At 57.6% G+C, this 13118-nt stretch carries 14 protein-coding genes; 11 read left to right on the top strand and 3 right to left on the bottom strand.

Annotated elements, in window-relative coordinates; all coding sequences use genetic code 11:
• The first annotated feature begins 286 nt into the window (after positions 1-286).
• Both gluQRS and ACZ46I_RS05490 read left to right on the top strand, forming a co-directional pair.
• Positions 287-1213, top strand: coding sequence for a tRNA glutamyl-Q(34) synthetase GluQRS (gene gluQRS / locus ACZ46I_RS05485; RefSeq protein WP_464281706.1), 927 nt, complete (start codon positions 287-289; stop codon positions 1211-1213).
• A gap of 99 nt (positions 1214-1312) precedes the next feature.
• On the top strand, positions 1313-2335 hold the full coding sequence (locus ACZ46I_RS05490; protein WP_464281707.1) for an NAD-dependent epimerase: 1023 nt from the start codon (positions 1313-1315) through the stop codon (positions 2333-2335).
• A 105-nt stretch (positions 2336-2440) separates the two neighbouring features.
• Here the strand turns inward: ACZ46I_RS05490 and mnmA are convergent, their stop codons facing one another.
• Positions 2441-3478, bottom strand: a complete 1038-nt coding sequence (gene mnmA / locus ACZ46I_RS05495; RefSeq protein ID WP_464281708.1) for a tRNA 2-thiouridine(34) synthase MnmA — start codon at positions 3476-3478, stop codon at positions 2441-2443.
• A 132-nt stretch (positions 3479-3610) separates the two neighbouring features.
• The gene (gene cysK, locus ACZ46I_RS05500; RefSeq protein WP_464281709.1) at positions 3611-4570 is read right to left on the bottom strand and encodes a cysteine synthase A; all 960 of its coding nucleotides are present in this window, start codon (positions 4568-4570) and stop codon (positions 3611-3613) included.
• 292 nt (positions 4571-4862) lie between these two features.
• Between cysK and flgB the strand changes: the two genes are divergently transcribed.
• The 9 genes from flgB to ACZ46I_RS05545 all read left to right on the top strand — a co-directional run bounded on the left by flgB (position 4863) and on the right by ACZ46I_RS05545 (position 12365).
• Positions 4863-5288: a flagellar basal body rod protein FlgB gene (gene flgB, locus ACZ46I_RS05505; RefSeq protein ID WP_013506800.1), complete on the top strand. Its 426-nt coding sequence runs from the start codon at positions 4863-4865 to the stop codon at positions 5286-5288.
• A gap of 1 nt (position 5289) precedes the next feature.
• Positions 5290-5745: a flagellar basal body rod protein FlgC gene (gene flgC / locus ACZ46I_RS05510; protein WP_013506801.1), complete on the top strand. Its 456-nt coding sequence runs from the start codon at positions 5290-5292 to the stop codon at positions 5743-5745.
• A gap of 2 nt (positions 5746-5747) precedes the next feature.
• Positions 5748-6068, top strand: coding sequence for a flagellar hook-basal body complex protein FliE (gene fliE / locus ACZ46I_RS05515; RefSeq protein WP_013506802.1), 321 nt, complete (start codon positions 5748-5750; stop codon positions 6066-6068).
• 141 nt (positions 6069-6209) lie between these two features.
• Positions 6210-7886: a flagellar basal-body MS-ring/collar protein FliF gene (fliF, locus tag ACZ46I_RS05520; RefSeq protein ID WP_464281710.1), complete on the top strand. Its 1677-nt coding sequence runs from the start codon at positions 6210-6212 to the stop codon at positions 7884-7886.
• On the top strand, positions 7886-8893 hold the full coding sequence (gene fliG / locus ACZ46I_RS05525; protein ID WP_226508059.1) for a flagellar motor switch protein FliG: 1008 nt from the start codon (positions 7886-7888) through the stop codon (positions 8891-8893). Before fliF ends, fliG begins: the two co-directional genes overlap by 1 nt.
• 21 nt (positions 8894-8914) lie before the next feature.
• The gene (locus ACZ46I_RS05530; protein WP_464281711.1) at positions 8915-10036 is read left to right on the top strand and encodes a FliH/SctL family protein; all 1122 of its coding nucleotides are present in this window, start codon (positions 8915-8917) and stop codon (positions 10034-10036) included.
• Positions 10037-10042: 6 nt separating this feature from the next.
• Positions 10043-11362 carry a flagellar protein export ATPase FliI gene (fliI, locus tag ACZ46I_RS05535; protein ID WP_013506806.1) on the top strand — a complete coding sequence of 440 codons (1320 nt, stop codon included), beginning with the start codon at positions 10043-10045 and terminating at the stop codon, positions 11360-11362.
• Between the two features lie 2 nt (positions 11363-11364).
• Complete coding sequence (locus tag ACZ46I_RS05540) at positions 11365-11820, top strand: flagellar FliJ family protein (protein WP_013506807.1); 456 nt, start codon at positions 11365-11367, stop codon at positions 11818-11820.
• Positions 11817-12365, top strand: coding sequence for a MotE family protein (locus tag ACZ46I_RS05545; RefSeq protein ID WP_226508058.1), 549 nt, complete (start codon positions 11817-11819; stop codon positions 12363-12365). The genes ACZ46I_RS05540 and ACZ46I_RS05545 overlap by 4 nt, the downstream gene beginning before the upstream one ends.
• Before the next feature lie 19 nt (positions 12366-12384).
• On the opposite strand, the gene ACZ46I_RS05550 is transcribed toward ACZ46I_RS05545, so the two are convergent.
• Entirely contained in the window at positions 12385-13035 is a 651-nt protein-coding gene (locus tag ACZ46I_RS05550; RefSeq protein WP_464281712.1) for a TetR/AcrR family transcriptional regulator, read from the bottom strand.
• Between the last annotated feature and the right edge of the window lie 83 nt (positions 13036-13118).

Raw genomic sequence — 13118 nt, forward strand, 5'->3', positions numbered from 1 at the left:
TGCAGGAAAGGCTCTTTCCTCTCGCCAAGCCGCAGAGAACGCGGAGAAGATGGGTGGCTAAATCAATCTCCTTGTGTTTTCTCGGCGCTCCCCGCGTCCCCAGTGAGCGCAGCGAACGGGCGAGAGACCTGTTCTTCTGAATTTGTGTTATCTGCGTTTATTCGCGGTCAAACTCCCCTCTTTATCTTTGCGACTTTGAGGGCTTTGTGTGAGACCTTGCCTTCTGTTGGCGGTTCCAATTCGGTATGACCTGAGAATAAGTTTTTGACAGGCTAACATAGAAAAAATGACGACGCAAAACTCCACCTCCTCTTCCAATTCCCCATATATCGGGCGCTTCGCGCCGACGCCTTCGGGGGCGCTGCACTTTGGTTCCCTGGTGGCGGCGCTGTCCAGTTTTCTGGAGGCGAGGGTTCATAAGGGGCAGTGGCTGCTGCGTATTGATGATATTGACGCGCCGCGCGTGGTTCCCGGCGCGGTGGATGAGATTCTGGCGGCTCTGGAGCGCTTTGGCTTCGCGTGGGATGGTCCGGTGCGTTTTCAGGGTCAGTGCATGGAGCGTTACGGTGCGGCGGTGGAGGCGCTTGGCCGCGATGGCTTTGTCTTTGCCTGTACCTGTACTCGCAGGTTGCTGGCGGAGCGTGGGAACCATGGCCCCTATGACGGGTTCTGTCGTGGGTTTGGGCATGCTTTGCAAGGTGCCCACTCCCTGCGCTTTTCGCTTCCTTTGCCTTTGCCGGAGCTGTGCGATGGTGTGCAGGGGGTGGTGGCCTGGGAACGGTGGCGCGATGAGATGGGAGATTTTGTGGTGCGGCGGGGCGATGGTTTCTATGCCTATCACCTGGCCTGCGCGGTGGATGATGCCCATGAGGGGATTACCCATGTGGTGCGGGGCAGTGACCTGCTGCCCAGTTCCTTCCAGCAGCGGGCTTTGATGGAGGCGCTGGGTTCTGCTGCGCCGGTGTATGCCCATGTGCCGGTGGCGCTGGCGCGGGATGGGCAGAAGCTCAGCAAGCACAATCAGTCCAGGCCCCTTGATCCGCGTCATCCGGTTCCAGAGTTGGTGCAGGCGTTGGCGTTTCTGGGGCAGGGTCCACCGGCGGGGCTGGAGCGTGCCAGTGTGCAGACTGTCTGGCAGTGGGCGCTTGAGTGCTGGGATCTGGCGAGGGTGCCAAGGGTCATGGGGATGCCTGTTTCTGGTCTTCACGGTTGAAATGCGGGTTGTGTCGAGGTACTCTGTTATGGTGAGTCCCTGTTTTGATGAATACTCTTTTCCCTTTCAGGAAAGGCCACTATGGCAAAGGAATACTCTATGCACCACCTGGTAACCGGCACGGCGGGATTTATCGGCTTTCATACGGCAAAAAAACTGCTGGAGCGCGGCGACAGCGTGGTGGGTTTTGACAGTGTCAACGACTACTATGATGTGGATATCAAGGAAGCGCGCCTGCGGATTCTGGAACAGACGGCCCGGGAGACGGGCAGCCAATATGCCTTTGTTCGCGCCAACCTGGCCGATCAGGAAGCGGTGAAGCAGTGCTTTGCGGAGCATGACTTCGGGCGGGTCATCCACCTGGCTGCCCAGGCCGGAGTGCGCTACTCCCTGGTGAATCCCCACGCCTATGTGGAGAGCAATATCGTCGCCACCACCAACATTCTGGAAGCCTGTCGCCATGCCCGGACGCCCCACCTGACCTACGCCAGTACCAGCAGCGTCTATGGTGCCAACACCCGCATGCCCTTCAGCGAGCATCGGGGCGTGGACCACCCCCTGCAGTTCTATGCGGCCACCAAGCGGGCCAACGAGCTGATGGCCCACAGCTACAGCCACCTCTACGGGTTGCCCACCACCGGCCTGCGCTTCTTTACCGTCTATGGCCCCTGGGGTCGCCCCGACATGGCGCTCTTTCTCTTCACCAAGAATATTCTGGCCGGAGAGCCCATTCAGGTCTTTAACCACGGCAACCACACCCGCGACTTCACCTTCGTGGATGACATCGTGGAAGGGGTTATCCGGGCCAGCGATCAGATCGCCGCGCCCAACCCCGACTGGGACAGCGACAACCCCGATCCCGCCACCAGCTGCGCCCCCTTCAGGATATTCAATATCGGCAACAACAGCCCCGTGAAGCTGGAGGAATATATTGCCGCCATCGAGGAGGCTGTGGGGAAAAAGGCCATCAAGGAGATGCTGCCCCTGCAGGCAGGCGACGTGCCCGACACCTTTGCCGATGTGAGCGAACTGGAAAAGAGCGTGCAGTACCGCCCGGCAACACCGGTGCGTGAAGGCGTGCAGCGCTTTGTGGAGTGGTATCGGGAATTTTACCGCGTGTGATGTGTGGAGCGGTCTGTGAAAGGCAAGTGGCGAGACGCCCCGCTGGTGGGGATTCTCGCCACTTGCCTTTTTTTGTGACGGATTGCCGCTGTTGAGTGGTGGAGGCTACACGATATAGCCACCGCCCAGCAGTCTGGTGCCCTCATAGAAGGCGGCGGCCTGGCCCGGTGCTATGGCGTATTCGGGGCGTTCAAGCTCTATGGTCGCGGAGCCGCCTGCGCCCAGCAGAACCCTGGCGGGGGCTTTGGGATTGCGGTAACGCACTTTCACTTCACAGGTGAATTCCTGGCCGGGGTCGGGCAGGAAGAGGTTCAGGTCGCGCACGGCAAAACGCTGCAGGTTGATTTCCTCGCGAGTTCCCACCACCAGCTCATTGGTCTTGGGCAGGATCTGCTTCACGTAGAGGGCCGTGTGGGAGAGGGGTACATCGAAGCCTTTGCGCTGGCCGACGGTGTAGTGCATGTAGCCTTTGTGGCTTCCCACCACGTTGCCGCCGGTATCGAGGACTTTTCCCGGCTGATCCACCTGCAGGTGTTCGCGCAGAACGTCGATGTAGCTGTCTTCCACGAAGCAGATTTCGCTGCTCTCCTTCTGGGTGGCCAGGCTGGCGAGCAGGGGGATGTCGGCGGCCATGGCTTTGACATCGCTTTTGCGCCAGCTGCCCAGGGGGAAGAGCAGGTGGGGGATGATGTGGGGCTCGATGTTGAAGAGGAAGTAGCTCTGGTCCTTGCCGGGGTCGTCGCCCTGGTAGATGTACTGGCCGTCGCATTTGACGTAGTGGCCGGTAGCCAGGTGGTGGCAGTCCAGCTCACGGGCAAACTCGAAGAGGGTGCCGAACTTGATGAGCCGGTTGCAGAAGGTGCAGGGGTTGGGGGTCTGGCCCTGGCTGTAGATGTCGATGAATGGCTGGTAGACGGACTGGTGGAACAGGTCCTGACGATCCAGCACGTGCCAGGGTATATTGAAGTAGCGCGCGACTCGCTCGACGCGGGCGATATTCTGCTCGTGCATCTGTTCGTTGCCGTGGAGCTTCATGTAGCAGCCCTCCACGGGGTAGCCCTGCTCCAGCAGGAGCTTGGTGGTCATGGAGGAGTCGACGCCGCCGGACATGGCGACCAGTACCTTCTTGCGTGGGACGTTCATGGGAGCTTTCCTTGTTCTTGCGATGCGGGCCCTTGGCCCGGCAGGCAGACGTCACTCCGCCCGCTGCCATGATGTGGTGTATCATGACGGCGGGCGGTGAGCAACTGCCTTGCCTGTACGTTGTGTGCAGGATCAGACGCCGATGCCCTCGAAGAGCACGGTGGAGAGGTAGCGTTCCCCGGCGTCGGGCAGGATGACGACAATGGTCTTGCCGGCGAATTCCGGGCGCTGCGCAATGCGAACAGCGGCTGCTGCTGCGGCTCCGGAAGAGATGCCTACGATAATGCCCTCTTCGGCAGCCAGGCGGCGGGCGTATTCCACGGCGTCGCTGATATTGACCTGCTCGACGGCATCTACAACGGAGAGATCAAGGGTTTTGGGAATGAAGCCGGCGCCAATGCCCTGGATTTTGTGGGGGCCGGGTTTCAGCTCTTCGCCCGCCAGCTGCTGGGTGATCACCGGGCTCTCCTGGGGCTCAACGGCCACAGAATGGAGGGCCTTGCCTCGCTCCTGCTTGAAGTAGCGGGACACGCCGGTGATGGTGCCGCCGGTTCCCACGCCACTGACCAGGACGTCCACATTGCCGTCGGTGTCCTGCCAGATTTCCGGCCCGGTGGTTTTCAGGTGGATGGCCGGGTTGGCGGGGTTTTCAAACTGCTGGGGCAGGAAGTATTTCTGGGGATCGGAGGCGGCAATTTCCTCGGCGCGGCGCACCGCGCCTTTCATGCCTTCCGGCCCGGGAGTGAGCACCAGGTTGGCGCCAAAGGCGGCCAGAACGCGGCGACGTTCGATGCTCATGGTCTCCGGCATGGTCAGGGTGAGCTTGTAGCCTTTGGCCGCGGCCACATAGGCGAGGGCGATGCCGGTGTTGCCGCTGGTGGGTTCGATGATCTCCATGCCAGGCTTCAGCAGGCCTTTCTCTTCGGCGTCCCAGATCATGGCAGCGCCGATGCGGCACTTTACGGAGTAGGAGGGGTTGCGCCCTTCAATTTTGGCCAGTACTCTGGCAGAGCTCGTGCCGACAATGCGGTTAAGCTGGACAAGTGGCGTTCTTCCGATTGACTGGGCGTTATCTGCGTAAATGTTTGCCATGGGGAGGCTCCTTGCTGCGTTTTTTAATCTTGATAAAATCAACCGACAAACTTTAGATATTGGCAATGTAAATGCTTCTTCTCGTTTTGTAAAGCAATTTTTGGAAAAAAAGAATGACAGGCTGGCTGTTTCTTTGTTAGCCTTGCTTCTGATGAGGCGCTCGGGGCGGAAAATAATTCGCCCATGGCCTGGGCGGTGATCGTAAAGTGTTGTATATGGCGACTTGTGTTTTTGGCACGCTGTCTGCATTTGAGCGGGGCAGTCAACGCCACAACCTCGGAAAGGTGACGATATGTTTATCTCTGAGCTCTTCAATCGCACTCCCATAAACCTGCTGGCAACCTCCATGACGGTTCGCTCCAAGAATCAGGATGTGATTGCCACCAATGTGGCCAATGCGGAGACCCCCAACTACAAGGCCAAGGAGCTGGTGTTTGAGGATCAGCTGCGCGAGGCCGTGCTGGGGCGCAAAGAGGACAAGGAGATGATTCCCATGGCGCGTACCCATGAGAGCCACCTGCCGACCGGGGCCAAGCCGGCGTTTATGCCGTATATGCAACTGCAGCACAATCAGACGGTCCGCAACGATGGCAATGATGTGGAGCTGGAAAAAGAGATCGGGCGCATGATGGAGAATGCCACCATGTACCAGGCTTCCACCACGATTGCTGCCAAAAAGATTGAGGGACTCAAGAGCGCCATAATGGAGGGACGTTAAGATGAGCTTCTTTGACGGACTGAAAATATCCTCATCCGCGCTGTTTGCGCAGCGCCAGCGCATGAACGTCATCTCCAGCAACCTGGCCAACGCCCACACCACGCGGGCTGAAGATGGCACCTACTACAAGCGTAAGGATCTCGTCTTCAAGCCCCAGACGATCCATGACGATGTGCGGGGGAAAATTTTTCCTGCATCCTTTGAAGAAGCATGGAAAAAAAAGATTGAAGGGGTTCGCGTCGAGGCTATAATAGAAGATGACGAGCCGCCCATTCTCAAGTATGACCCCAGCCACCCCGACGCCGATGAAGAGGGCTACGTGGCTTATCCCAATATTAACGTTGTTGAAGAGATGACCGATATGATAACTGCCAGCCGCTCCTACGAGGCGAACATAACGATGATCGAAACCATCAAGAAGATGGCCAATGAAGCCCTTGGGCTTGGGAGGGTCTGATCATGGCAGATTTTAACATCCATAACAGTATGCCCCTGCTGCTGGATATGACCAAGCCCACCGGAAAGCCGGAGGCCACGTCTGCCCAGCCGTCCGGTGAGCAGACGCAGTTTTCTGAGTTTCTGAAGAGCTCGCTGAAAGAGGTCAACACCGCTCAGAAGGATGCTGACCGCGCTATCGAAGAGCTGATAGCCGGCGAGAGCAAGGATATTCACACCACGATGATCAAGATGCAGCAGGCTGATGTCTCGCTCAAGATGATGATGCAGGTGCGCAACAAGATCATGGATGCCTATCAGGAAGTCATGCGCACTCAGGTGTGACCAGTCTGGTTTTGTGACCCCAGCAGCCGGGAAATTGCTTTCCCGGCTGTTTTTTTGTGTTTTCACAGATGTAACTGATTGAAAACTTCTTTCCGTGGTGATAAGTTAGGATTTTCATCACCATATTATGGGAAAGGCTTTATGAAGTTTTCATTTAAGGAACTGATTTCCCAACTCTCACGTGTCCTCCAGAAACTTTCCCGCACGCAGCAGATTACCCTTGCGCTGGTGATCGGTGCGTCAGTCATTACTATTATCACCCTTATCATCTGGGCCGTTGTGGCCAGCCGTCCCGGCAACCAGGTTCTTTTTTCCAACCTGGCCATGGAAGATGCCGGCGAGGTGGCTGCGAAACTGGCTGAATTGCGAGTGCCCTATGAGATTCACAACGATGGCCGGACCATTCTTGTGCCGGGCAACGTGGTGCACGAAACCCGCCTGAACCTGGCCCAGCAGGGCCTTCCCCGCGGCAGTGGTGTCGGTTTTGAGATTTTTGACAGCGCCGGAATCGGCATGACGGAATTTATCCAGAAGGTGAACTTCCGCCGCGCTCTCCAGGGGGAGCTGGGTCGTACCATCTCGGCTATCGATGGCATTGAGAGCGCCCGTGTGCATATCGCTCTGCCGGAGCGCTCCCTGTTTATTTCCCAGGACCGGGGTGCCGAGGCCAGTGTTGCCCTGCGCCTGAGTCCCCACACTCGCCTTTCCGGCGATCAGGTCAAGGGGATTATCCACCTGGTCTCTTCCAGTGTGGAGGGCCTGACTCCTGAAGGGGTGACTGTGGTCGACGAGCAGGGACGGATCCTGAACGACCTGATTCAGGAGCGCTCGGAAGAGTCCACCCTGAGCGTCACGCAGCTGATGTATCAGCGTAATATGGAACGCAACCTGCAGATAGCGCTGGATAACCTTCTGGTGAGCGTTCTTGGTCAGGGGAACTCCTACTCCAATGTCAGCCTGGAACTGGACTTTGACAAGGTGGAACAGCAGATAGAAGCCTATGACCCCGCCAATGTGCCGCGCAGCGAGCAGCGCATTGAAGAGCGCGAGCAGGGCCGTGAGGCTCAGGGGGGTATTCCCGGTGTGCGCGCCAATATCGCCGACCAGGATGATCCGCAGGCTGGCCTGATGACCACTCGCTCACGGGAAGTGGAGACGACCAACTACGAGGTCGGGCGCACCCTGACCCAGATTACCCGCAGCCGTGGTCAGATCAAACGGCTGACGGTGGCGGTGGCGGTGAATGGCAGCTATGTGCAGCAGCAGGCTGATGGCGTGTCACAGGTGGTCTACCAGCCGCGCAGCTCCGAGGAACTGGACAAGATTACGGCGCTGGTGCAGAGCGCCATTGGATACAATGAAGGTCGTGGTGACCGGGTGGTGGTCACCAATCTCCAGTTCGGCGAACCGCCGAAATCGCGATGGCAGGAACTTATGGAAATGCAGGATCTGTGGAAGGAAATGCTGAAGTACCTTGGTATTGCCCTGTTCTTCCTCTTTGCCTTCATCTTTATCATCCGCCCCATTGTGAAGTGGGTGACCGATATGACCAGAGATGAGGACGAGCTGAAGAAGACCTTCGGTACCGGGCAGAAAAAGCCCAAGCAGCTGGTGCCGACGCAGCTGCCCAAAACCCTGGCGGAACTTGAAGCGGAGATGGAATCCCAGATCGACTCCGAGAGCAGTGTTTCCGCATCAGCGGTTCGGGGCAAGGTTATCCGCAAGAAGCTGTCGGATATTGTTCAGGAGAATCCGGCTGGGGCGGCTCAGCTGATCCGTATCTGGATTAATGATGACAAGACAAAAGGTGAACCCTGATGGCCATTCCCTATGACATGCTTACTGGCTATCAGAAAAGTGCCATTCTGCTGATTGCCCTTGGTGAAGATCTGAGCTCCTCGGTGCTTGAGCACCTGGATGATGACGAGGTTGGCGAGATTTCCAAGGAAATTGTCCTGATGAAGGACATTGAGCGGGACACCGTCGACCAGGTTCTGGACGAATTCCACCAGATGGCTCTGGCCAAGGGCTACCTGTCCAAAGGTGGCCTTGATTACGCCAAGGCGCTTCTGAATAAATCCCTGGGCCCGGAAAAGGCCCGCAAGATCATTGACCGCCTTACCCGCGCCCTGGAACAGTCCAGTGGCTTTTCCTTCCTGCAGAAGGTGCACGCGCCCCAGCTGGCCAAGTTCATACAGAATGAGCACCCTCAGACCATATCACTGATTATGGCGCACCTTGACCCCTCCCAGGCGGCTGAGTGTCTGGCGGCTCTGCCCGAAGATCTGCAGCCGGAAGTGGCCATTCGAATGGCGAACCTGGATGAAATTTCGCCGGAAGTGGTCAAGCGCATCTCGGCGGTGCTGGAGGAAAAACTGGACGCCTTTACCTCTTACCAGGTGGAGATTGGTGGTGTGCGCTCGGTGGCGGAGGTCTTCAACCGCATGGATCGCACCGTCGGCAAGGTTACCCTGGAAAAACTGGAAAAGCTGGCACCGGAGCTGGCGGCCCAGATCCGCGATATGATGTTTGTCTTCGACGATATCCGCATGCTTGGCGACGCGGCCATAACCGAAATTCTCAAGCGCGTGGATAAAAAGGTTCTCACCCTGGCCCTTAAAGGCACAGATGAAGACCTGCAGGGGAAATTCTTCAGCAATATGTCACGCCGCGCCACCGATACCCTGAAGGAAGAGATGGAGTTCCTGGGGCCCATCAAGGTGCGCGATGTGGAAAAAGCCCAGCAGGAAGTCATTGAGATCGTGCGAGCCCTGGAAGAGGAAGGCATCATTACCCTTGGCGAGCAGGAAGAACTGATTCAGTAATATCCGGCTGGAGGGATGCTTATGAAGCGGATTATCAAAAAAGATCAGGCGCAGCGGGAAGTGAGCCAGATATACGACTTCAGCTTCGACAAGGCGCTTGGTCGGGAATCCACCGACGAGGACTATGATTTCCCTCACTTTCACTGGCAGAAAGAGTATTCCCAGGAAACTGCCTCCAAGGCGACCAAGAAGGTCTTTCAGCGTCTGGATTTCACGCCTTTGCTTGATGAATCCACCTATGGACGCAGACCTGAAGAGACTCCCCCCCAGGAAGCCTTTGTCTTTCCCTTTATGAACGAGCGCGTCAGTGGCGAGATCAAGGATATGCTGGACCGCGAACAGGTTCTGCGGATTGTAGCCGCTGAAGGCAATGCCATCAAGGTGGTGGCGGAAGCTCCCCGGGCATCAGCTCCTCCCAGGGTGGATCAGCCGGCTGCCGAGACAGTGTCCGCCGAAGCGTCTGTGTCCAGGGAAGAACTGCGTCAGCTGGAGCAGCGCAAAGGAGAGCTGGAACAGCAGATTGCCACCCTGAGCGCGCAGCTGACAGGTATTGAGGGCCAGCTGCAGCAGAGTCAGCAACAGCTGGAGCAGTCTCAGGCCCAGGCCCGACAGGTTCTTGAAGAGGCCAGGGCCCAGGAGGAGAGTATCCGTGAGGAGGCCCGCAGCAAAGGCGAGGCCGATGCACGCCAGGAGCTGATCGCCATTGAAAGTCAGAAGCTCGATGGCGTGAAGAAGCAGTATGAAGAGAGCGTGGCGCGCGTAGGCGAAGCCGCGAAGAAGTTTGAGAAAGCCTATCTCGAGGCGGAGCAGAACCTCATCGATCTGGCTATCCACATTGCCACGAGTGTGATTAACACCGAGCTGAAAACCAACCATCTGGTGATTGTGGGACAGGTGAAGAAAGCCATTGTGGAGTTGATTAACCGTGAAGAGGCCGTGGTAAAGGTCTCTGCGGCAGATTATGACGCCCTGCAGAGCTCCCGCCCTGATGTCATGCAGTCGATACCCAGCCTGAAAGTCCTCACCATCGAAAAGGATGAAAGCCTCCCGGCCGGAAGCTGTGTGGTGGAAAACGAATATGGCTCCGTGCACGCCAATGTGCAGAGCAGCCTGCGTGAAATCGAACAGACCCTCAAAGGATAATCATCCATGCCCCTTGATGTGGAAAAGCTCAAGCACCGCATTGACCATACCCGCACTGTGAAACTCATCGGCAAGGTCACCAAGATCATCGGCCTGCTCATCGAATCCCGGGGGCCCGCCTCCTCCATCGGAGACCTGTGCCTCATCCATCCCATTAACCCCCGCGAACCCCTGGTGACGGCGGAAGTTGTCGGGTTTCGCGATGATGTTATCCTGTTGATGCCCCTGGGGGATCTGGCGGGAATCGGGCCAGGCAGCCGCGTCGAAGCCATGAAGGAGGTCTTCATGGTGCCCGTGGGTGACGCTTTGGTTGGCCGTGTGCTCAACGGCTTGGGCATGCCCATTGACGAGCAGCCTGAGCCGGAGTGCAAACGCCTCTATCCCGTTCAGGCGGCGCCGCCGAATCCCTTCACCCGCAAGCGCATTGACACCCCCATCGGCACTGGAGTGCGCGCCATTGACGGCCTGCTGACCTGGGGCAAGGGTCAGCGGGTGGGAATCTTTGCCGGCTCGGGCGTGGGCAAGTCCACACTGCTGGGGATGATTGCCAAGAACAGTCAGGCTGACATCAACGTCATTGCCCTGATAGGCGAGCGTGGTCGCGAGGTGCGGGAGTTCATCGAACGCGATCTTGGCCCCGACGGCCTGGCCCGCAGTGTGATTGTGGTCGCCACCAGTGATCAGCCGGCGCTGGTCCGGCGGCAGGGAGCCTATGTGGCCACAGCGATTGCCGAATACTTTCGCGATCAGGGAAAGAACGTCATGTTCATGATGGACTCCATCACGCGCTTCTGCATGGCCCAGCGCGAAATCGGGCTGGCGGTGGGTGAGCCACCGACGACCAAGGGGTATACCCCCTCGGTTTTTGCCCTGCTGCCAAAGCTGATGGAGCGTACTGGAACCGGAACTGGTGAAGGCAGCATCTCCGCTCTCTACACGGTGCTGGTGGATGGCGACGATATTACCGAGCCGGTGGCCGACGCATCGCGATCTATCCTGGATGGTCATATCATGCTTTCGCGTAAGCTGGCTTCCCGAAACCACTTTCCGGCCATCGATGTGCTGGGCAGCGCCTCCCGCGTCTTTGGCGAAATCACCTCAGGGGAGCATCAGGAGCTGGCGGCCAAGTTGCGCAACCTGATGGCGGTCTACGGAGACGCTGAAGACCTGATCAACATCGGAGCCTACAGCAAGGGCACCAACAAGGAGATCGACCGCGCGGTCAGCCGCATGGGAGCCATCAACAGCTTCCTGCGTCAGGCGGTCAACGAGTCAGAGGATTTCGGCAATATCTGTGTCCTGATGAAACAGACTGTGGGTGAATAGACATGGCATTCCGCTTTCGCTTCCAAAAGGTACTGGAGCATCGCCAGCGGCAGCTGGACATGCAGCAGAAGGTTATCGCGGAGTTTCGCCGCAAGAAGCTGGCTGCCGGTGAGCGCAAGCGCTCCCACGAAGCTCTTCTGCTGCAGGATACCGAGCATGTGCGCCAGTGTCGCCTCAAGGGAGATATGGCCACCGCCCAGCTCTTTTATGATTACCTGCCGGCCCACACCAAGGCCATCAGGAACTGTGAAATCGAAATTGCCAGCCTGGAGAATGAAATACGGCGCGCCACCGAAAAACTCAAAGACCTTTTCAAGCAGAAGCGCAGCCTCGAATTTCTACGGGATCGTGATCTGCTGCGCCATCAGGAGCATGAGCGCCGCGAAGAGGAGAAAATGCTGGCTGAAATCAACACCATAAAATATGCGACCAACCAACGCGAAGGAGTGACTCCATGAAAACCCTGCCCCGCCTCTTTGTAGCGGTATACATGCTGATTATCCTCGGGCTTTTTCTCTCGGCGGCATCATCTGTTCGCGCCGAGGAGCGCTCTTTCTCGGGAGGGTATGAGAGCGAAATCAATGTGGATAAGGTTATCCAGAATCTGCGGCAGCGCGAAGAGGAGCTCAACCGAAGGGAAAACAATCTGCAGGCCCGCGAGCAGCAGCTTCAGCAGCTTCAGCGCGAGGTAAACGGTCAGATAAACCGTCTTGAAGCCCTGCGTGGAAACATTGAAGAACTCATTGGCATGATCGACAACGAACGCCAGCAGAGGCTGCAGAACGTTGCCAGTATCTACGAGACCATGAAGCCTCGCGAGGCGGCGGCCGTTGTTTCGGAGCTGCCGGCCCGCGAGGCGGCTGACATCTTTGCCGCGATGCCCCCTCGTACTGCCGGGGGTATTCTCCAGGCCCTGGGCCGCCTGAATCCTGCCCATGCGGCCCGTATCAGCCATGAACTCAAGACGGTTCAGGGATTTGAAGAGCTGCAGCAGCAGTTCTGAATCTGGATTTTCTTATGCCCTATGCATGGGCATTTTCGCGGCGCAGGGAGCGCAGCAGCATTTCGGTCATGATGGAGGCGGCTTCCTCGGGGGGCGACTGCAGCATGACCTTGCTGTCTTCGATGAGTTTCTGGCTGGCTGCCAGGTGACGCAGTGGCTCGCCTACGATGTAATAACTGATGCTGCCCACAATCATCAGGTAGGTCATAAAGGGGTTGCTGGTGTGAAATACCCCTTCTTTCTCGCCCAGGCCCAGGATATCAGAGAGCAGGTTGATCAGACGGATGACCTGCTCGAGAACCGACGGGGGCATGTTCTTGCCACCGCTGGCAACCTCCCACATCATCAGCACGGAGATCCGGCGGTCGTTGACCATGTTGCCCACATAGGCGTCAATGAACGCGCGTAACTTTCCCTCGGCGCCTTTGGCGGCGGCCACCTGCTCTTCCAGGGCGGTGGCGTGTCGATTGAGCATTTCTATGAGAACATGTTCATAGAGTTTTTGCTTGTCCTGAAAGTGATAGTAGATGCTTGCCTTATTGACGCCGGAGACCTTGGCGATCTCGTCAACGCGGGTGCCATCATAGCCATCACGGGAAAAAATATCCGATGAGGTTTCCAGGATTTTCGACATGGTTTCTGCGCTTCGGGCACGAATAGGCTTTCGCATGATTTTCCTCGGAAGAGTGTTGCTGGCTCATCGCAAGGGCTGTGACAAAACGCTGCGATAAACCCGGTCTGATGTTTTACTGA

The organism is Desulfurispirillum alkaliphilum (genome assembly GCF_055378285.1).